This window comes from Synechococcus sp. PH41509 (assembly GCF_020514285.1).
Taxonomy (GTDB): domain Bacteria; phylum Cyanobacteriota; class Cyanobacteriia; order PCC-6307; family Cyanobiaceae; genus Parasynechococcus.
On sequence record NZ_VTLD01000007.1, the window covers coordinates 70,381 to 88,941 of the forward strand.

At 61.1% G+C, this 18,561-nt stretch carries 20 protein-coding genes; 16 read left to right on the forward strand and 4 right to left on the reverse strand.

Annotation, left to right across the window (positions count from 1 at the left end; genetic code table 11):
* The first annotated feature begins 79 nt into the window (after positions 1-79).
* A complete protein-coding gene (ndk, locus tag FZZ88_RS03545) occupies positions 80-535 on the forward strand; it encodes a nucleoside-diphosphate kinase (RefSeq protein ID WP_166016332.1) in 456 nt (151 codons plus the stop codon).
* A gap of 4 nt (positions 536-539) precedes the next feature.
* Here ndk and FZZ88_RS03550 read toward each other — a convergent pair whose 3' ends face one another.
* A complete protein-coding gene (locus FZZ88_RS03550) occupies positions 540-1,652 on the reverse strand; it encodes an FAD-binding oxidoreductase (RefSeq protein ID WP_166016334.1) in 1,113 nt (370 codons plus the stop codon).
* Positions 1,653-1,743: 91 nt separating this feature from the next.
* Between FZZ88_RS03550 and gatB the strand changes: the two genes are divergently transcribed.
* Positions 1,744-3,225, forward strand: a complete 1,482-nt coding sequence (gene gatB / locus FZZ88_RS03555) for an Asp-tRNA(Asn)/Glu-tRNA(Gln) amidotransferase subunit GatB (protein ID WP_166016336.1) — start codon at positions 1,744-1,746, stop codon at positions 3,223-3,225.
* Positions 3,225-4,016 carry a 2OG-Fe(II) oxygenase gene (locus tag FZZ88_RS03560; protein ID WP_166016338.1) on the forward strand — a complete coding sequence of 264 codons (792 nt, stop codon included), beginning with the start codon at positions 3,225-3,227 and terminating at the stop codon, positions 4,014-4,016. The genes gatB and FZZ88_RS03560 overlap by 1 nt, the downstream gene beginning before the upstream one ends.
* Here the strand turns inward: FZZ88_RS03560 and coaE are convergent.
* Positions 4,013-4,642 (reverse strand): dephospho-CoA kinase, encoded by a 630-nt coding sequence (coaE, locus tag FZZ88_RS03565; protein ID WP_166016340.1) that lies wholly within the window; start codon positions 4,640-4,642, stop codon positions 4,013-4,015. The two genes, FZZ88_RS03560 and coaE, sit on opposite strands and share 4 nt — an antisense overlap.
* Before the next feature lie 50 nt (positions 4,643-4,692).
* Between coaE and argJ the strand changes: the two genes are divergently transcribed.
* Genes argJ through FZZ88_RS03585 form a run of 4 tightly spaced genes read left to right on the forward strand, consistent with a single transcriptional unit; the run spans position 4,693 to position 8,597 of the window.
* The gene (argJ, locus tag FZZ88_RS03570) at positions 4,693-5,895 is read left to right on the forward strand and encodes a bifunctional glutamate N-acetyltransferase/amino-acid acetyltransferase ArgJ (RefSeq protein ID WP_166016342.1); all 1,203 of its coding nucleotides are present in this window, start codon (positions 4,693-4,695) and stop codon (positions 5,893-5,895) included.
* A 51-nt stretch (positions 5,896-5,946) separates the two neighbouring features.
* Positions 5,947-6,588 carry a hypothetical protein gene (locus tag FZZ88_RS03575; RefSeq protein ID WP_166016344.1) on the forward strand — a complete coding sequence of 214 codons (642 nt, stop codon included), beginning with the start codon at positions 5,947-5,949 and terminating at the stop codon, positions 6,586-6,588.
* Positions 6,589-6,633: 45 nt separating this feature from the next.
* Positions 6,634-6,945 (forward strand): DUF6825 family protein, encoded by a 312-nt coding sequence (locus FZZ88_RS03580; RefSeq protein ID WP_166016346.1) that lies wholly within the window; start codon positions 6,634-6,636, stop codon positions 6,943-6,945.
* Positions 6,945-8,597: an AarF/ABC1/UbiB kinase family protein gene (locus FZZ88_RS03585; protein ID WP_166016348.1), complete on the forward strand. Its 1,653-nt coding sequence runs from the start codon at positions 6,945-6,947 to the stop codon at positions 8,595-8,597. Before FZZ88_RS03580 ends, FZZ88_RS03585 begins: the two co-directional genes overlap by 1 nt.
* An 18-nt stretch (positions 8,598-8,615) precedes the next feature.
* Here FZZ88_RS03585 and eno read toward each other — a convergent pair whose 3' ends face one another.
* The gene (eno, locus tag FZZ88_RS03590) at positions 8,616-9,908 is read right to left on the reverse strand and encodes a phosphopyruvate hydratase (protein WP_166016477.1); all 1,293 of its coding nucleotides are present in this window, start codon (positions 9,906-9,908) and stop codon (positions 8,616-8,618) included.
* A 112-nt stretch (positions 9,909-10,020) separates the two neighbouring features.
* Here eno and gloA point away from each other — a divergent pair, with 112 nt between their 5' ends.
* The 8 genes from gloA (at position 10,021) to rplL (ending at position 16,736) form a co-directional block, all read left to right on the forward strand.
* Entirely contained in the window at positions 10,021-10,419 is a 399-nt protein-coding gene (gene gloA / locus FZZ88_RS03595) for a lactoylglutathione lyase (RefSeq protein ID WP_166016350.1), read from the forward strand.
* 5 nt (positions 10,420-10,424) lie between these two features.
* Positions 10,425-13,205, forward strand: a complete 2,781-nt coding sequence (locus FZZ88_RS03600; RefSeq protein ID WP_166016353.1) for an ATP-dependent Clp protease ATP-binding subunit — start codon at positions 10,425-10,427, stop codon at positions 13,203-13,205.
* Positions 13,206-13,275: 70 nt separating this feature from the next.
* Positions 13,276-13,518: a preprotein translocase subunit SecE gene (gene secE / locus FZZ88_RS03605; RefSeq protein ID WP_115024552.1), complete on the forward strand. Its 243-nt coding sequence runs from the start codon at positions 13,276-13,278 to the stop codon at positions 13,516-13,518.
* A 21-nt stretch (positions 13,519-13,539) separates the two neighbouring features.
* Positions 13,540-14,208, forward strand: a complete 669-nt coding sequence (gene nusG / locus FZZ88_RS03610; protein WP_226426210.1) for a transcription termination/antitermination protein NusG — start codon at positions 13,540-13,542, stop codon at positions 14,206-14,208.
* Positions 14,209-14,318: 110 nt separating this feature from the next.
* Positions 14,319-14,744 (forward strand): 50S ribosomal protein L11, encoded by a 426-nt coding sequence (gene rplK, locus FZZ88_RS03615; RefSeq protein WP_011365398.1) that lies wholly within the window; start codon positions 14,319-14,321, stop codon positions 14,742-14,744.
* 71 nt (positions 14,745-14,815) lie between these two features.
* Complete coding sequence (gene rplA / locus FZZ88_RS03620) at positions 14,816-15,523, forward strand: 50S ribosomal protein L1 (RefSeq protein ID WP_166016357.1); 708 nt, start codon at positions 14,816-14,818, stop codon at positions 15,521-15,523.
* 238 nt (positions 15,524-15,761) lie between these two features.
* A complete protein-coding gene (gene rplJ, locus FZZ88_RS03625) occupies positions 15,762-16,289 on the forward strand; it encodes a 50S ribosomal protein L10 (protein WP_006851480.1) in 528 nt (175 codons plus the stop codon).
* A gap of 54 nt (positions 16,290-16,343) precedes the next feature.
* A complete protein-coding gene (gene rplL, locus FZZ88_RS03630) occupies positions 16,344-16,736 on the forward strand; it encodes a 50S ribosomal protein L7/L12 (protein WP_115024546.1) in 393 nt (130 codons plus the stop codon).
* A 274-nt stretch (positions 16,737-17,010) separates the two neighbouring features.
* Here the strand turns inward: rplL and FZZ88_RS03635 are convergent, their stop codons facing one another.
* The gene (locus FZZ88_RS03635) at positions 17,011-17,751 is read right to left on the reverse strand and encodes a DUF3747 domain-containing protein (protein ID WP_166016359.1); all 741 of its coding nucleotides are present in this window, start codon (positions 17,749-17,751) and stop codon (positions 17,011-17,013) included.
* 51 nt (positions 17,752-17,802) lie between these two features.
* Between FZZ88_RS03635 and rnhA the strand changes: the two genes are divergently transcribed.
* On the forward strand, positions 17,803-18,561 hold the full coding sequence (rnhA, locus tag FZZ88_RS03640; RefSeq protein WP_166016361.1) for a ribonuclease HI: 759 nt from the start codon (positions 17,803-17,805) through the stop codon (positions 18,559-18,561).

The window sequence follows — 18,561 nt, forward strand, 5'->3', positions numbered from 1 at the left end:
CCTGCGCGGCCCAAGGCCTGTGCTTGCCAAGCGGGGTGGCCAGCACTGACGATGGCGGCGCTTTTTATCGACACACACCATGGCCGAACGCACGTTCATCGCCATCAAGCCCGACGGCGTCCAGCGCGGCCTGGTTGGCGAGATCCTCGGTCGCTTCGAGCGCAAGGGGTTCAAGCTTGTGGGTCTGAAGCAGATCACCCCCAGCCGCGCCCTTGCGGAGCAGCACTACGGCGTCCACAAGGAGCGTCCCTTCTTTGCCGGTCTTGTCGACTTCATCACCTCCGGCCCAGTGGTGGCCATGGTTTGGGAAGGCGATGGTGTGATCACCAGCGCCCGCAAACTGATCGGCGCCACCAAGCCCCTCGAGGCCGAGCCCGGCACCATCCGAGGCGACCTGGCCGTCAACATCGGTCGCAATGTGATCCACGGTTCCGATGCCCCAGAAACGGCTGCATTTGAAATTGGCCTCTGGTTCGAAGCCTCTGAGCTGAACGACTGGTCCCCATCAGATCAGGAGTGGCGGGTCGAAGGCTGATTGCTCAGTTTTCGAATCGGTTCCAGCGGAAAGCCTCCAACAACGCCTGTGCGGCCGCGTTGGGGGCTTTTTGAATGACTGCGCCCGCAGTGAGTTCGGCGGTGATCGCAGCGAGGAGAACACCATTGCGGTGATGACCGCAGGCCAGCCAGAGTCCTGGAAATGGGCCTGAGCCGAGCAAGGGGCCTTCATCTGGCGTGCAGGGTCGGAACCCCCACCAACGCTCCATGGACGGCCAGTTTGCTGCCATAGGAAGCAGGCTGATGATGCCCGTTTGGAGTTGTTTTTGACCATCGGGTGTGAGGCCTTCAGCGAATCCGGCGTCCCGTTCGCTGGTGGCCCCCACGACGATCAGTCCGTCCTCACGTGGAACGAGATAGGTCCCGGGGCCAAAGATCACGCGCTTGAGCGCTTCTCGCGGCCCTTGTAGGGAGAGCATTTGGCCTTTGACCGGGAACACCTTGAGCTCGGGCACCAAGTGCTGACTCCAGGCGCCGCTGCAAAGCACCGCTTGCTGGCAGTTCAGGTGTTGCTCGCTTCCTTCGGCACTGCGCAAATTGATTCCGGACAGGTGTCCCGCGGAATCACGCTTTAGATCAATCACTTCGGCACCTTCCATGAAGTGCACGCCCAAGGAGACGCAGGCGCGCTCCAGAGCGCGCATCAGTCGACGGCGGTTGTCAATTTGGCCGTCTTGTTCGAAGAGCAACCCCGTCGTCCAATCCGAACCCAATCCAGGAACTTCTCGATCCAGGCTGGCGCGGTCGAGCGTTTGTCCGAGCTGGGCCGTTGGGTAGGCGTCCCGTTCGGCTGGTGTGCGGAATGGAACCACGATGCCGCTGGTGCGAAGTCCGCAGCTCAAGCCGCTGTCACCTTCGATTTGGGCCACCCAGCGGGGAACAAGTGCCTGGCTGCTTTGCCCCAGACGCAGCAATTCGCCGTTGAGGCCTTCGGCATGGGGCGCCAACATGCCAGCGGCGACGAAGCCAGCGGCTTCACTGCGGCGTCGGCTGATCACCAGAACCTTTTGGTTCAGACGGGCCAGTTGATGGGCAACGGCTAAGCCCATCAGTCCCCCGCCCAGGACGCAGACGGCTGAGGGAGAGGCGGCAGTCATGCGCGAGAAGAGCCCTTGCTGGTCATGCTGTCAGGAGGGGGCTTCATCCTGATTCCATAGGATCCCGGAAACTGCTTCACATCACGGGCGCATGGCCGACGCAGCAACCCAACCGGCCTGGGAGGCCGTGATCGGTCTCGAGACCCACGTGCAGCTGGGAACGGACAGCAAAATTTTTACTGCGGCATCGACCACCTTTGGCGATGACCCCAACACCCACATTGATCCAGTGGTGTGCGGTCTGCCCGGCACGTTGCCGGTTCTGAATCAGAAGGTTCTCGAGTACGCGGTGAAAGCTGCGATGGCGTTGAACCTCAACATCGCCGAGCACAGCAAGTTCGACCGTAAGCAGTACTTCTATCCCGATCTGCCGAAGAACTATCAGATTTCCCAGTACGACCAGCCGATCGCTGAGGAGGGTTGGATTGAGGTGGAGGTCGCTGAAAAGGGAAAAGACACCTACCTGAAAACGATCGGGATCGAGCGTCTGCACATGGAGGAGGACGCCGGCAAGTTGGTGCATGCCGGCAGCGACCGCCTGGCGGGATCCACCCATTCCCTCGTGGACTACAACCGTGCCGGTGTGGCCTTGGCCGAGATCGTCAGCAAGCCTGATCTGCGCACGGGCCGTGAAGCGGCGGAATACGCCTCGGAGATCCGCCGAATCATGCGTTATCTGGGTGTGAGTGACGGCAACATGCAGGAGGGATCCCTGCGCTGCGACGTCAACATCTCTGTGCGCCGTGGGCCTGATGCGCCCTTCGGTACGAAGGTGGAGATCAAGAACATGAACTCCTTCTCTGCCATCCAAAAGGCCTGCGACTACGAGATCAAGCGTCAGATCAAGGCCTACGAAACCGGTGAGCCGATCGTTCAGGAGACCAGGCTGTGGGACGAGGGAAAGCAGCTCACCAAGAGCATGCGCAGCAAGGAAGGGGCCAGCGATTACCGCTACTTCCCTGACCCCGACCTGGGGCCCATCGAGGTGAGCGCCGGTCAGCGGGAGTCCTGGCGCGCTGAGCTGCCCGAGCTGCCGGCAGTCAAACGCCATCGCTACGCCGATGATCTGGGCCTCTCCCAGTACGACGCGCGGGTGCTCACCGATGAGCGTCCGATGGCCGACTACTTCGAGGCCGTTGTGGGCGCTGGTGCTGACGCCAAGCTTGCAGCGAACTGGATCACAGGTGATATCGCCGCCCATGTGAACAGCAACCGGCTCAGCTATGCCGAATTGGCCTTTCGGCCTGAGCAGTTGGCCGAGATGGTGCAACTGATCGATGGGGGCAAGATCAGTGGCAAGATCGCCAAAGAGATTCTTCCCGAGCTGCTCGAGAAAGGCGGCTCACCCAAAGCGATCGTCGACGAGCGAGGCCTCGGGATGATCAGTGATCCGGCTGCGATTGAGGCCATCGTGGACGAGTTGCTGGGTGCTCATCCCGATGAGGTGGAGGCCTTCCGCGGCGGTAAGACCAAACTGCAGGGCTTCTTCGTCGGACAGTTGATGAAGAAGACCGGTGGTAAGGCGGACCCCAAGCTGGCCAATCAGATTTTGAGCAAGAAACTCAAGGGTTGATGAGCGGAGCGGCAGCCATTCCCGACGCCTGGAAGGAGTGGCTGCTGCAGAACCGGGATCGAGGCTGTGATTCTGAGGGGCTGATTCAGCGGGTCCTCGATCAGGGGTTTTCGCGAGAGGCGATTGCGGCCGTTCTCCAGTCGTCCTCGCCGGATTGGCTCGCTTGGTTTGAGTCACCCCTCACCCGAAAGGAGCACCGGCCCCGCGCCTGGCGGCTCGATACCTCACTCGCCCAGTTGTATGAGCTGCCGGCCCTGCTCAGCCACGAGGAATGCGGGCAAGTGATCGACGCCATCAATGCATCACTTCAGCCATCGACGGTGACCCGTGGCACCAGTGATTACCGCACAAGCCGAACCTGTCATCTGCGCCACAACCATCCTGAGCTCGCTGCGAGACTTGATCGACGCTTTGCGGCGCTTTTTGGTGTGGATCCGCGGCTGTCCGAACCCATCCAGGGGCAGCGCTATGACCCGGGCGAGTACTTCAAGGAACACACGGATTGGTTTTCGCCGGGCACGGAGGAATACGCCACCCACACCGACAGCGGCGGGCAACGCACCTGGACGGTGATGGTTTATCTCAATGCTGTTGAGCGGGGGGGAGAGACGCTGTTTCGCCGCCTGGAGCGTTCATTCACGCCTGTGCCTGGGATGGCGTTGGCCTGGAACAACCTCCAGGCCGATGGCACCCCCAACCCCTTCACGCTGCATGAGGCCCTACCGGTGGAGGCTGGGCACAAATGGGTGATCACCAAGTGGTTCCGCGCAGACTTTGGCCGTAACGGCTAACAACCGAGATCTGTTTCCGCAGTTGCGTTGAGCAGCGTCACGGCTTGGGCATGCCATGCGCCGGGCTGGCCTTGATTGGAAATGACGTGATCCGCCAGAGCACGTTTGCGACTCAGGGGCCATTGGGCGGCGATGCGGGCTTGGGCGGCTGCAGGGCTCAGCCCGTCGCGCGCAATCAATCGCTGGAGTTGCTGGGATTCATCGCAGTCGACAAGCCAGATTTCGCTGCAGAGCGACTCCAAACCCGCTTCGAACAACAGCGGAATCATCAAAACGATCGCTGGCGTCTCGGCATGGCGTGTGAGTGCTTGATCGAAGCGGTCTCGCACGATCGGGTGAATCAGTTGCTCGAGCCAGAGCCGCTCAGCGGGGTCTTGGAACACGATGCGACCCAGTACAGCCCGGTCGATGGTCGCGGCTCCCTCGCCCTGGACCTTGGAGCCATACCGCTGCAGCACGCTGTGGGTGGCCTGGCGCCCAGGCGCGAGAGCCTCTCGGGCGAATTGATCCGCATCCAACACCGGAAGACCTTGCTGCGCCAACCAACGGCCCACGCTGCTCTTGCCGCTTGCAATTCCGCCCGTGAGTCCGATGCGTCGTTGCGAGAAAAGCTCGCCAGGCGCCATGGTGTCGGAGCAGGATGCACCCAGTGTCTCGCGGCAGATCAGCGGTGGCGATGGCTTCTTCTTGGCAACCGATCCAGGGTGGTGTGACGGCACCGAATGGGTTCCAGGCGGCCGGCATCGTTGCTGGTCTGAAGCCTTCGGGCAAGCCCGATCTGGCACTGGTATTGGCACCGGAGGCGGCCGTTTGTGCTGGCACTTTCACCACCTCAGTGGTGCGAGCGGCCTGTGTTGATCTCTGCCGTGGTCGCCTCTCCAGCAATGGTGGCCAGGCCCGTGCTGTGTTGATCAACTCCGGTCAGGCCAACGCTTGTACCGGTGATCGAGGCCTGGTCGACAGCCAGCGCGCCACCCAAGTGCTTGCTGATCACCTCGGCGTGGATGCGGAGGCGGTGTTGATCTGCTCCACAGGCGTGATTGGTGTTCCGATTCCGATGACGACCTTGTTGGCCGGATTGGCTCCTTTGGTGGAGACCCTTGATGCCACCGGCGGTGATGCCGCTGCGAACGCGATCCTCACCACCGATCTGGTGGACAAGCAGGTGGCGCTTGAACTGGATCTTGAGGGTCGCCGGGTGCGCATCGGAGGGATGGCCAAAGGCTCGGGAATGATCCATCCCGATATGGCCACGATGCTCGGCTTCTTCAGTTGCGATGCCGGTGTGGATGCCGGCGTCTGGCAGGAGATGGTGCAGCGGGCGGTGCAGCGTTCCTTCAATGCCATCACGGTGGATGGCGACACCAGTACCAACGACACCGTGCTGGCCTTCGCAGCAGGTCCACCGCTGGCGAAAGAGCACCATGGCGTTTTGGAACAGGGCCTCACCGATGCGATGCAGCATCTGGCGCAGGCCATTGCTCGGGATGGCGAAGGGGCAACTTGTTTGATCGCCGTGCAGGTCGAGGGAGCAGTTGACGAAGCCGCGGCGTTGCAGGTGGCCCGCACGGTCTGTGGTTCGTCCTTGGTGAAGACCGCTGTCCATGGTCGGGACCCGAATTGGGGGCGGATCGTGGCTGCTGCAGGTCGCTCAGGTGTGGCCTTCGATCCTGATGCGGTCGCCCTCTGGATTGGTCCGCATCAATTGATGTTGGCCGGCCAACCCGTGGCCTTTGATCGTGATGCAGCCAGCGAAGTCTTGCGGCAGGAGCACGTCACGATTCGCCTCTGTCTGGGTCATGGCTCCGGCTGTGGTCAGGCCTGGGGATGTGACCTCTCGGATCAATACGTGCGCATTAACGCCGACTACACGACTTGAGGTCTCTGTCCTGAATCCCTGTCACAATCCGAGTCTTCGTCAGATCCACCTGTGGACAAGACCAGCACTCCTGACGCTCCCGATGTGACCCAGCCCCGTTTCTGGGTGGGCCCCCTTGTGGCTGGTTGTTGTTTCGCTCTTGGTTATGGCATCACCGGTCGGGTGCTGACGCTGCAGACCAATGCTGAAGATCCCGCCCCTCAGGCCTTCGCACCGCTTGCGTTTCCAGGGGATTCCTTGCAGAAGATCCGAGCCCGGTTCAGCGACGGCGATGCAGATCTGCAAGTGGATGTCACAGCCCTAGAGGCCGCCGAGGCCTCGACCCGATCAGACAAGCCAGAGGTCAAGACAACGATCAAACCCGATCTCGCTCTGCAGACTCCGCAACCCCCGGTGTGGACGGCCCCCGACTGGTCTGACCCCCAAACCATCGCCCCAGATCTCGAGTCCGAGCTCGAGCCCGGAGTCCCCGAAGCCGACGGATCCGCGCCATCTACGGCCCAGGATCAAGAACTGGACGACGGCAGCACTGAACCCCTGGTGACCCCTGAGCCCTCTGAGGTCGTCCCTGCTGTTGTTGTCCCAGCAGATGATTCTCCGGTGCTGCTGGCCGAGCCGGATTCAGCTGTAGTGCCCCCGGGCGCAGAAGCTTTTTTTGAAACCATTGAGCCCGTGATCCCTCCTCAGCCCTGATCTCCTGTTGGATCTGCCACAGTTGAGCCTGTCTGCTTTCGGTTCATGGGTTCCTCGGAGGCCTTGATTCGCGCCACCGTGAATCGCATCAGCGCGCGCCTGGGCCACGGCTTTGCGGACGCTGCAGCGGAGCTGGCGGTGTTGGCGCAAGACGCCCCTCAACGGTTGCGTCAGGAATGGGATCTATTTCAGGACGAGGTGCTTGCTGAGGCGGAACGGATTGAACGGGGTGATCAAGCCATGGTGAGCACGGATGGGGAGTCTTCCGCGGAACAACCGGAGACCCCTCAAGCGGTCATTGATCGCCTCCGGGCCACGGTGGCTGATCTCAGTCAAGCGGTCGAGGCACGCCCCTGATGCTCGGACTGCTGCGAGCGCTTCGGATCTGGCGCTCTGTCCTGACCCTGCTGCTGCTGCTTTGGTGGGATGGTCAGTCCTGGACTTATCGCGGTGGCGTGACCGCGGAGCGTCGTGCTCGTCGTCAGCAAGGCCGAGCTCGCTGGTTGACGTCCGAGCTGCTGTCTCTGGGTTCAGCTTTCATCAAGCTGGGGCAGCTGCTGTCCGCAAGGCCAGATATTCTCCCGGCGGGCTGGGTGGCTGAACTGGAGGCGCTGCAGGACAGCGTTCCGGCTTTCAGTTTTGATCAGGTGCAGACCGTTCTCGAACGAGAGCTTGGTCAGCGCTGTGCAGAGGTCATCGACCTTGACCCGGAGCCCCTTGGTGCTGCCTCTTTGGCCCAGGTGCACCGCGCCAGCCTGCGCAGTGGCCGGCAGGTGGTGCTCAAGGTGCAACGGCCTGGACTGGATCGTTTGTTTCGCCTTGATCTTGAGGTGATGCAGCAGGTGGCGGCTGTGCTGCAGCGCCATCCCAGTTGGGGCCGTGGTCGAGATTGGCCGGCTATGGCACGTGAATGTCGACGTGTCCTGCTGCGTGAGCTGGATTTCCGGGTTGAGGCCCAGTATGCGGCTCGTTTTCGTCAACAATTTCTGGATGACGAACGGATCAGGATCCCAGGTGTGATCTGGGAGTTGAGCAACCGCCGTGTGCTTTGTCTCGACTATCTGCCAGGCATCAAGGTCAATGACCGTGAGGCGTTAATCGAGGCCGGTATTGATCCAATCAAAGTGGCTGAAGTGGGCGCGGCCAGCTATCTCAAGCAGTTGGTGCGGTTTGGTTTCTTTCATGCCGACCCCCATCCCGGCAACCTTGCCGTCGCTAGCGATGGCGCTCTCATTTACTACGACTTCGGAATGATGGGCCTTTTGTCGGACGGCTTGCGTCGACGGCTCGGGGCCATGGTTCGCGCTGCTGCCGCCAGGGATTCAGCGGCGTTGGTGGAGGAAATGCAGGCTGCCGGAGTGATCTCCAGAGGCATTGAAGTTGGTCCGGTCCGTCGTCTTGTGCGGCTGATGCTGCAGGAGGCCTTGACCCCACCATTCACGGCCAATGCGATCGACAAACTCTCCGGAGATCTCTACGACCTGGTCTACGGGCAGCCCTTCCGTCTGCCGGTCGAACTGATCTTCGTGATGCGAGCGCTATCCACTTTCGAGGGTGTTGGCCGCAGTCTCGATCCCGCTTTTAGCTTGGTTGCAATTGCCAAGCCCTACCTCCTTCCACTCATGACTTCAAGCGGCTCAGGTAGCAATGATCTGTTCAATGAACTCGGCCGTCAGGTCGGGGCTCTAAGCAGCCGTGCTGCTGCCTTCCCACGACGTCTTGATGAAAGTCTTGAACGACTTGAGCAGGGGGATATTCAGCTCCAGGTGCGTCTCGGGGAATCTGATCGTCAGTTCCGTCGAATGGCCCTTGCCCAGCAGTCCATCGGCCAGTCGGTGTTGCTCGGATGCCTGGCGTTGGCCACAGCCATTGTTGGTGCGAGTGCACGCCCGCTCTGGTCAATTCTTCCGGCTGCTGCTGCTTTGCCTGTTGGATTGGGCTGGTTCCAAATGCAGGTCAAGATCCGTCGCGATCAACGGTTGGAGCAGTTGCCCGGTTCCAACCGTTGAGCCGTCTGGGGTCTGAGATCAGGCCTTGCCCCGGGGGCCCTGGGCGACAGCACCGGCGTAAACGGCCTGGCTTCCCAGTTCGTCTTCGATGCGCAGCAGCTGGTTGTACTTCGCGACCCGCTCACTGCGGCTGAGGGAACCGGTCTTTATCTGCCCGGCGCGTGTGGCGACGGCGAGATCGGCAATCGTGGTGTCTTCGGTTTCGCCACTGCGGTGGCTGATCACGCTGGTGTAACCGGAGCGCCCTGCCAGATCGATGGCCTGAAGGGTTTCCGTGAGTGAGCCGATCTGGTTCACCTTGATCAGGATCGAGTTGGCCGTGGCGCTGTCAATGCCTTGCTGAAGGCGCTTGGTGTTGGTCACGAACAGGTCATCACCCACGAGCTGAACCTTGCCGCCAAGGCGTTCGGTTAGCAGCTTCCAGCCATCCCAGTCGTCTTCGGCCAGGCCGTCTTCGATCGAAACGATCGGGAATTTGTCCACCAGTTGTTCGAGCTGGCCGACCATCTCTGCGCTGGTGTAGCTGCCACCATCGAAGGCATAGCGACCGTTCTCGAAGAATTCGGTGCTGGCGACGTCCAGGGCAAGGGAGATCTGCTCGCCGGGCTTGTAGCCCGCCTTGGTGATCGCTTCCACCAGGATTTCACCGGCTTCCACGTTGCCCAGATTGGGGGCGAAACCGCCTTCATCGCCAACGGCGGTGCTCATGCCCTTGTCGCTGAGCAATTTCTTCAGTGTGTGGAACACCTCGGTGCCCATGCGCAGCGCTTCGCGGAAGCTCGGAGCCCCATGCGGGACCAGCATGAATTCCTGAAAATCCAGGCTGTTGGCGGCATGGGCGCCACCGTTGATCACGTTCATCAACGGCACCGGCAGCAGGTTTGCCATGGGGCCGCCGAGGTAGCGGTAGAGGGGAATTCCCAGGCCGTTGGCGGCAGCGCGAGCGGTGGCCATGCTCACCGCCAGGATCGCGTTGGCACCCAAGTTGGATTTGTTGTCGCTTCCGTCCAGCTCCAGCATCGCTGCGTCCACAGCTGCCTGATCCAGGGCCGAAAGGCCGCAGAGGGCTGGTGCGATCCGCTCTTCGATGTGATTCACGGCTTGGCCCACACCTTTGCCCATGTAGCGGTCGCCGCCATCACGCAGTTCGTGGGCTTCGTGGGCGCCGGTGCTGGCACCACTGGGAACGATGGCCCGTCCCATGGCACCTCCTTCGAGCAGCACTTCGGCTTCAACCGTTGGGTTGCCGCGGGAATCGAGCACCTCTCGGGCCACGATGGTGTCGATGACGAGGTCGAGGGAATCGATCACGTTGGGACGCACGCTTAACCCGTGGATCCTATGAGTCGCCCCTCTCTCCCCTGTTGTGACGGGCCATACCTGGTCAGAATGATGGGAGGTAAACGCTGAATGTCTCTCACCCATGCGGATGCTTCACACCATGCTTCGGGTTGCTGATCTGGAGCGGTCTTTGGGCTTCTACACCGAAGTTTTGGGCATGCAGCTTCTGCGTCGAAAGGATTACCCCAGTGGCCGCTTCACTTTGGCCTTCGTTGGCTATGGGTCGGAGAAAGATCACACGGTCCTGGAACTCACCCACAACTGGGACACCGAGAGCTACACCTTGGGTGACGCCTATGGCCACATCGCTCTGGGGGTGGACGACATCCGCAGCACCTGTGCCGGGATTGCCGATAAGGGAGGCCGCGTGGTGCGGGAACCTGGCCCGATGAAGCACGGCACCACCGTCATCGCCTTTGTGGAGGATCCGGATGGCTACAAGGTGGAATTGATCGAGTTGTCTTCCAAAGCCCCCGCCTGAAACGGATGACCCCATCCCCAGCGTTGAACGGCAGCCTCACCCACGAGCCGGATCGCTTTAGCGATGCGGCCTGGGATCTTTTGCTGAGTGGTCAGGACGTCGCCCGTCGCTGGCGCCATGAGCAGTTGGATGTGGAGCATCTGATTCAGGTGCTGTTCACCGACCCCTCCTGCCGCCGCATGGTGGAGGGATTGCCCCTGCCAACCGATGCGCTCTTGGATCGATTGGAGGATGTGCTGGCCGATCAGCCCTCTGGGCGCGGCGATGAGTTGTTCATTGGTGATGACCTAGAGCAGCTGCTCGATGCGGCTGATGCCATTCGTCGGCGCTGGAATGGCGACGTCATCGATTTGCCGGAATTGCTAATGGCCATCGGTGCTGATCCACGGATCGGTGCCGAATTATTTGCTGGCTTTGGTTTTTCAGCCGATGAGCTTGAGCCGCTGATCCAACGGGGCTTTGAAGGGGGTGGTCAGGTTCCATCTCCGCCCCAGGAGCGTCCCATGCCGCCGTCTCCGCAAGAGGCTCCACGCCGTCAAAGGGTGGCCCGTATCCCGTCTTCTTCCCGTGGGGTGCGCGAGCCAGCCGCCACTCAGCCGTCTGCCATGCCTCGTCAGCCAGACCCGCTTGAGCTCTCAGTTGCCTCCGATACCGCTCCCCATGAGCCCACGGCATTGGAGTCCTACGGGCGGGATCTCACCGAAGAGGCAGAGGCGGGCAGCCTCGATCCGGTGATCGGTCGTGATTCCGAAATTCGCAACTTGATCAAGGTGCTCTCACGCCGGAGCAAAAACAATCCGGTCCTTATCGGTGAACCCGGCGTTGGCAAAACAGCGATCGCGGAGCTGTTGGCCCAGCGGATCGTGGCGGGTGAAGTGCCGGAATCTCTGCAGGGTCTGCGCCTTGTGGCTCTGGATCTCGGGGCCTTGATCGCCGGAGCCAAGTTTCGTGGTCAATTCGAGGAACGTCTCCGGTCGGTGCTTGAGGAGGTGAGCGGCTCCGATTCCGGCGTGGTGTTGTTCATCGATGAGCTCCATACCGTTGTTGGCAGCGATCGCAGCAGCACCGATGCCGGCAGCCTGTTGAAGCCAGCCCTCGCCCGTGGTGATCTGCGCTGCATCGGCGCCACCACGCCGGAGGATTACAGGCTCACGGTGGAGAAGGATCCGGCCCTCAACCGCCGCTTTCAGCAGGTGGTGATCCGGGAGCCAGATCTGGAGTTGAGCCTCGAGATTCTGCGGGGTCTGAAGGAGCGCTACGAGCTTCATCACGGCGTCACGATCACCGATGAAGCCATTCAGGCCGCCAACCGTCTCGCTGATCGCTATGTCAGCGATCGCTGTCTGCCAGACAAAGCCATTGATCTGATCGATGAAGCGGCGGCGCAACTGAAGATGGAGGTCACCTCCAAGCCGCAGGTGGTGGAGGAAGCCGAGGCGGATCTGCGCCGCGTTGAATTGGCATTGCTCGCTGCTGAGCAGGCGCCTGAATCGGAGCGGATTCAGTTGCAGCGCAACCGGCTTGAAGTGTCGACGCGATTAGACGATCTGCGGCGACGCTGGCAAGAGGAGCGCGCTCAGCTGGAGGAACTCGGTCAGCTTCTGCAGCAGGATGAAGACCTGCGCCATGCCATCGCTGAAGCCGAGCGGGATGGAGATCTCGAGGAAGCGGCCCGGTTGCAGTACGACCAGTTGCATCGGGTGCAGCAGCGTCGGGATGAACTGGAGGCGTCCCAGGCGGAGGCGCAGTCCTCCGGAACTGCTCTGCTGCGCGAGCAGGTGGAGGCCGGTGACATCGCTGATCTTGTGGCCCGCTGGACCGGTATCCCCGTGCAGCGGCTTCTGGCGGGTGAGCGTCGCAAGCTGCTGCAACTGGACGCCCATCTCGCCGAACGGGTGATTGGCCAGGGCGAGGCGGTGATCGCCGTTGCCGCTGCCATTCGCCGTGCCCGTGCTGGCATGAAGGATTCGCGTCGCCCGGTGGGATCGTTCCTGTTCCTCGGGCCGACCGGCGTGGGCAAAACCGAGCTGGCGAAGGCGCTTGCAGCGTCGTTGTTCGATGAAGAGGAGGCGCTGGTTCGCCTCGATATGAGTGAGTTCATGGAGCGCAACGCCGTGGCTCGGCTGATTGGTGCTCCTCCGGGCTATGTCGGCTACGAGGAAGGTGGGCAGCTCACCGAAGCCGTGCGTCGTCGTCCCTATGCGGTGCTGCTCCTCGATGAAGTGGAGAAGGCGCATCCCGATGTGTTCAACCTGTTGCTGCAGGTGCTGGATGACGGCCGACTCACCGATTCCCAGGGCCGCACCGTCGATTTCCGCCACACCGTGGTCGTTATGACGAGCAACTTGGCCAGCCCGGCGATCCTGGAACATGCCCGCTCGGGATCCACTGACGAGTCAGCCCTTCAACAGCAGGTGGATGCAGCGCTGTCGAGTCAGTTCCGGCCTGAATTTCTGAACCGTATCGATGAGGTGATTCGTTTCCGCCCCTTGGAGGTGGCCGATTTGGTGCGCATTGTTCAGCTGCAACTGAAGGATCTCGCTGCCCTGTTGGCGGAGCAGGGTCTGGCTCTTCGTGTGGATGATGCTGTCGCCGAGGCCATGGCCCGTCAGGGCTATGAACCCGAGTATGGGGCGAGGCCACTGCGTCGGGTGTTGCGTCGCCAGTTGGAAAATCCGCTTTCCACGTTGCTGCTTGAGGAACGCTTTTCCGGAGCCAGTGGTGTGACGGTGCGGTTGGGCGAGGCCGGCTCAGATGCTCTGGTGTTTGATCCAGTGGGAGTTTGAGGGCATCCAGTAAGCTGGTTGTTTGGCAAAGTGCTAGCCGGCACCGTTGTCAACTTCCGGTCCCATCCCCGTGACCAGCCCCATCTCTGAGGACACCACCACATCTGACGGCTCAAAAGCCGCCGCCGATCCCACCAAATCCGGTGGATTTCTGGCGGACACGGTTGATGAGCTGAAACTCGTGGTTTGGCCCAGCCGCCAGCAATTGTTCAGCGAATCCATCGCTGTGATCCTGATGGTCAGCCTTTCGGCGGCCACCATTGCGGCTGTCAGTCGCTTCTTTGGGTGGGCTTCGTCCCAGGTGTTCCGCTGACTCGATATCACCTTTCTCGCCGTGCCCGACGACCTGACCACACCGGACGCCCCTGAGGTGCTTGATCTGCCAGCCCCGAATGAGGGGGACGATGGCACCTTGCCTTTGGAAGCTGTCGCCAACACGGCCATTGCCCGCTGGTATGCCGTTCAGGTGGCCTCCAGCTGCGAGAAAAAGGTCAAGGCGACCTTGGAGCAGCGTGCCGTCACCCTGGGGGTGAGCAATCGGATTCTGGAAATTGAGATTCCCCAGACACCTGCCGTCAAGTTGAAGAAGGACGGCACCCGTCAGTCCACTGAGGAAAAGGTCTTCCCCGGCTATGTGCTCGTCCGCATGGTGCTGGATGAGGACACGATGATGGCGGTGAGAAGCACCCCGAACGTGATCAATTTCGTGGGTGCTGAGGACCGCCGTGCCACTGGTAAGGCCCGTGGTCACATCAAGCCACGTCCCCTCAGTCGGTCTGAGGTTGATCGCATTTTCAAGCGGGCTGCCGAGAAGAAGACTGTCGTCAAGGTCGATCTGACCGAAGGCGATCAGATTCTTGTGACGGCGGGTCCGTTCAAGGATTTCCAGGGCGAGGTGATCGAGGTGTCCGGCGAGCGCAACAAGCTCAAGGCCCTGCTCTCCATCTTCGGTCGCGAGACCCCGGTGGAACTGGAGTTTTCTCAGATCAGCAAACAGAACTGATCCATGCGGCGGCCGTCTCCCTGCGGAGGGCGGCCTCAGGAGTGGGCAACCATTCCGCCGCACCAGACCCGAGGGTCTGGTGATCCGCAGCTGTCCAAACCACCCAGCCGATGGCCAAGAAAGTCGTAGCTGTGATCAAGCTGGCCCTAGATGCCGGCAAAGCAAACCCCGCGCCGCCGGTGGGCCCTGCCCTCGGTCAGCACGGTGTGAACATCATGATGTTCTGCAAGGAGTACAACGCTCGGACGCAGGACAAGGCCGGTTATGTGATTCCGGTGGAGATCTCGGTCTTTGAAGACCGCAGCTTCACCTTCATCACCAAGACGCCTCCGGCGTCGGTGTTGATCACCAAGGCCGCGAAGATCCAAAAGGGATCCGGTGAGTCTGCCAAGGGCAGTGTTGGATCGATCAGTCGGGCTCAGCTCGAGGAAATCGCGAAGACCAAGCTCCCTGACCTCAATTGCACCAGCATTGAGTCCGCCATGCGGATTATCGAAGGCACCGCCCGCAACATGGGCGTTTCCATCAGCGACTGACGTCGCTGCATCTCTTCTCCAACCCATTCGGGGGAGACATCGCTGATGTCGCCTGAACCCCACCTCTGAACATGCCCAAAATCTCTAAGCGCCTGGCCAGCTTGGCCGGCAAGATCGAGGACCGTACCTACGCCCCCCTCGAGGCGATTGCCCTGGTGAAGGACAACGCCAACGCGAAATTCGACGAAACGATGGAGGCCCATGTGCGCCTCGGCATCGATCCCAAGTACACGGACCAGCAGCTGCGCACCACCGTGGCCCTGCCCAATGGCACCGGCCAGAGCGTGCGCATCGCTGTGGTGACCCGTGGTGAGAAGGTGGCTGAAGCCAAGGCTGCGGGTGCTGAACTCGCTGGTGAAGAAGAACTGGTGGAAACCATCAGCAAGGGCGACATGGATTTCGACCTGCTGATCGCCACCCCAGACATGATGCCCAAGGTGGCCAAGTTGGGCCGGGTCCTCGGCCCCCGCGGCTTGATGCCTAACCCCAAGGCGGGCACGGTCACCACGGATCTTGCGGCTGCGATTAAGGAATTCAAGGCCGGCAAACTGGAATTCCGTGCCGACCGCACCGGCATCGTCCACGTTCGTTTCGGTAAGGCCAGTTTCAGTGCTGAGGCCCTGCTTGAGAACCTCAAGACGTTGCAAGAGACCATTGACCGCAACAAGCCCAGTGGTGCCAAAGGCCGTTACTGGAAGTCCCTCTATGTGACCTCCACCATGGGCCCCTCCGTTGAGGTCGATTTCTCTGCCCTGCAGGACATTGAACAGGGGAGCTGATCAGGCTCTCCTCTACACTCAACCTTTGGCGAAAGCCAAATCGGGCACGCGCCCGGCCAGAGACAGCAGGATGTCCCTGGGCATGACGTCAGTCATTCCCATTGATGTAATCCCTGCCGAGGCAGACGCGACACGGTTTTGTCCCATTCGGGGTTGGATCGGCACGCGGCCTCGTCTTCGTTCAGAAGACTCGATCGGCCGTGTGCCCAGCTTGTTCCTTTGATCCGATCCAATCCCTATGGGCCGCACGCTGGAGAACAAGCAGCAGATCGTCGGAGAGCTCAAGGAGCTCCTCGCCGACGCCGAACTGGCACTTGTCCTTGATTTCAAGGGCCTGTCCATCAAGGAGATGTCTGACCTGCGGGATCGTCTGCGGGCCAGCGACAGCGTTTGCAAGGTGACCAAAAACACCTTGATGCGCCGTGCCATTGATGGCGACAGCAACTGGGCCAGCCTCGACTCCCTGCTGACTGGTACCAACGCCTTCGTCCTGGTGAAGGGCGATGTTGGTGCTGGTGTGAAGGCCGTTCAGACCTTCCAGAAGGAACTCAAAAAGTCCGAGACCAAGGGCGGCCTTTTCGAAGGCAAGCTTCTGTCGCAGGACGAGATCAAAGCCATTGCCGATCTCCCCTCCAAGGAGCAGCTCATGGCTCAGATCGCCGGTGCCATCAACGCCGTGGCCACGAAGGTCGCTGTGGGCATCAACGAGGTTCCCTCTGGTATGGCCAGGGCGCTCAAGCAGCACGCCGAAGGCGGCGAAGGCTGATTCGGCTCTGCCGAGACCACTGTTCATTGATCTGTTGCTTCCCCTTTCAAAACCATGTCTGCAAAAACCGACGAAATTCTCGAATCGCTGAAATCCCTCTCCCTGCTTGAAGCTTCCGAGCTCGTCAAGCAGATCGAAGAGGCCTTCGGTGTGTCTGCCGCAGCATCTGCTGGTGTTGTGATGGCTGCCCCCGGCGCTGCTGGTGGTGGCGGTGGCGAAGCCGCTGAGGAGAAGTCTGAATTCGACGTCATCCTCGAAAGCTTCGACGCTGCAGCCAAGATCAAGGTCCTCAAGGCCGTCCGCAACGCCACCGGCCTCGGCCTCGGCGATGCCAAGGCTCTTGTTGAAGCTGCCCCCAAGCCCGTCAAGGAAGGCATCTCCAAGGCCGACGCCGAAGCTCTCAAGAAAGAGATCGAAGAAGCAGGCGGCAAGGTCACCCTCAAGTGATCCCCTTGGGAGAGGGGATGCCCCTCTCCCCTGCTTGTTGTCGTTCAGTTGCCGGCCCAGCTTGGGCCGGTTTTTTTTATGTTTTTCTCTTGCCAACAAAAAAGCCCCGCCAAAGGCGGAGCTTTTGTCGAGAGGAACACATTCAGGAGTCTGTCCTTGTTTCGACCCTGAAGAGGTGTTCGGCACTCCTCACACAAATGCAAACTAAGAGCGAGGATTTCATTGTCAGCCCCCTTCTGGTCGCTCTCTCGACTGGCACTGTGACGGTTGGCCGTCAACGGCCGTAGGGAATCACCTGCAATCGAATCGGGCCACGGCTAGCGATGCGGCTGGCTGTTGACCGACTTGCTCTTCTGCGCGTTGGTCGTGCGGTGGGGAGGGGAGGTGGTGCTACCGGTGGCATCGGCGTTCCCAATCGCCTGAATTCGGAACGTTGGCCATGGCTGCTGGCCCGCGCGAGCAGCAGGTTCACCGGTGCCTTGTGGGCAAAGTACAGATGGTTCAGCTTGCGCCCTTGGTAAACGCGCCGTTCCAGTGCCCAGCCAGGTTCCAGTTGCAGGGGGACGAATCCGTTGGGATCACGACGGTGGACAGGGGCCTGCCCGATCAGGAGTGGTGCCCGTTGCTGGGGGTCGAGGGCCTCGAGTTTCAGGGATGCGCCGGATTGTTTGAGACGGAAGCGGAAGCGGATTCCGAGATCCTTGTCACCACTGCGTAGCGAGTAGCCATTGCTGTCCAGGTAGCGCTTGCAGATTCTGGTGAAGTCGAAGCGATTCAGGCTGGGCTCCACCAGTCCGTCTTGGCGTGGCGTCCAGCAGCGTGGTTGGGGCTTCATTTGTTCCAGAACCAGCAATTTCCACTGGGTTGTTCCGACGGGTTGTGCGAGTACAGCGAAGCGCTCCTGTGGAACTGCTGTGCTCTCAAATAGGGGCCGCGCCGCGCCCTCCTGCGGTAGGCCAGCGCTCATCAGCCCTACGGCAGTCAGGCCGGCAGCCCGCAGGTAGGTTCGGCTCATGCACGGTGACGCCAGAAACCGTGTTGTACCGAACAGTGTTGGGACAGATCAATGGCCGAAGGACGGGGACGTGTCGTGGCTGCAGCGACGGACGGCGCCTGCAGCGGCAACCCAGGTCCTGGAGGTTGGGGCGCGTTGTTGCGTTTCGAAGACGGCAGTGTTGAGGAATTCGGAGGCCATGCGCCCGACACCACCAACAACCGCATGGAATTGCAGGCGGCTTTGGAGGTGTTGCAACGTCTTGAGCAGCTGCCCCGTCATCCGGACCTCACCCTGCGCACCGACAGCAAATACCTGATTGATGGGCTGGGCTCCTGGATCAAAGGCTGGAAGCGCAAAGGCTGGAAGACGGCTGCCGGCAAGCCAGTGCTCAATCAGGATCTCTGGAAGGCCCTGGATGCCGCTCGCTTGGATGACGTCCCGCTGCGGTACGTCAAAGGACATAGCGGCGATCCAGACAATGAACGGGTGGATCGCATCGCTGTGGCGTTCTCCCATGCCGTCCAGCCGGATTTAGCCCTGCAGCAGGGATCATCCGAGCCGCCGTCTGCGGAGGCTGCTCTAGAGGCTGCCCCAGAGGCCGCTTCCAAGCCTCTGCTGCAGTTGTTGTCACGATTGGAGTTGGCGGATCGCTTGGCGCAGGGCGGATACAGCCTGTCGTTGCTGGAGCTGGCGCAGCTGGTGGAACAGCCGTTCAAACAGCTGGAAACCAAGCGGGAGAGCTGGATCTGGAGGGACTGGACTGTGCATCCCCAGGAGGATGGCCGCTGGACCCTGCAACGCCGCGAGGCAGGATCAGGACAGTCCTGA

Excerpts from the sequence above, each read along its gene's own strand:
- FZZ88_RS03585 (WP_166016348.1), top strand. The coding sequence starts at position 6,945 with ATGCTCGGACTGCTGCGAGCGCTTCGGATCTGGCGCTCTGTCCTGACC.
- rplK (WP_011365398.1), top strand. The coding sequence starts at position 14,319 with ATGGCCAAGAAAGTCGTAGCTGTGATCAAGCTGGCCCTAGATGCCGGC.
- rplJ (WP_006851480.1), top strand. The coding sequence starts at position 15,762 with ATGGGCCGCACGCTGGAGAACAAGCAGCAGATCGTCGGAGAGCTCAAG.
- FZZ88_RS03550 (WP_166016334.1), bottom strand. The coding sequence starts at position 1,652 with ATGACTGCCGCCTCTCCCTCAGCCGTCTGCGTCCTGGGCGGGGGACTG.
- rnhA (WP_166016361.1), top strand. The coding sequence starts at position 17,803 with ATGGCCGAAGGACGGGGACGTGTCGTGGCTGCAGCGACGGACGGCGCC.
- FZZ88_RS03635 (WP_166016359.1), bottom strand. The coding sequence starts at position 17,751 with ATGAGCCGAACCTACCTGCGGGCTGCCGGCCTGACTGCCGTAGGGCTG.
- FZZ88_RS03600 (WP_166016353.1), top strand. The coding sequence starts at position 10,425 with ATGACCCCATCCCCAGCGTTGAACGGCAGCCTCACCCACGAGCCGGAT.
- coaE (WP_166016340.1), bottom strand. The coding sequence starts at position 4,642 with ATGGCGCCTGGCGAGCTTTTCTCGCAACGACGCATCGGACTCACGGGC.
- argJ (WP_166016342.1), top strand. The coding sequence starts at position 4,693 with ATGGCTTCTTCTTGGCAACCGATCCAGGGTGGTGTGACGGCACCGAAT.
- ndk (WP_166016332.1), top strand. The coding sequence starts at position 80 with ATGGCCGAACGCACGTTCATCGCCATCAAGCCCGACGGCGTCCAGCGC.
- rplA (WP_166016357.1), top strand. The coding sequence starts at position 14,816 with ATGCCCAAAATCTCTAAGCGCCTGGCCAGCTTGGCCGGCAAGATCGAG.
- gloA (WP_166016350.1), top strand. The coding sequence starts at position 10,021 with ATGCGGATGCTTCACACCATGCTTCGGGTTGCTGATCTGGAGCGGTCT.
- FZZ88_RS03560 (WP_166016338.1), top strand. The coding sequence starts at position 3,225 with ATGAGCGGAGCGGCAGCCATTCCCGACGCCTGGAAGGAGTGGCTGCTG.
- gatB (WP_166016336.1), top strand. The coding sequence starts at position 1,744 with ATGGCCGACGCAGCAACCCAACCGGCCTGGGAGGCCGTGATCGGTCTC.
- FZZ88_RS03580 (WP_166016346.1), top strand. The coding sequence starts at position 6,634 with ATGGGTTCCTCGGAGGCCTTGATTCGCGCCACCGTGAATCGCATCAGC.
- rplL (WP_115024546.1), top strand. The coding sequence starts at position 16,344 with ATGTCTGCAAAAACCGACGAAATTCTCGAATCGCTGAAATCCCTCTCC.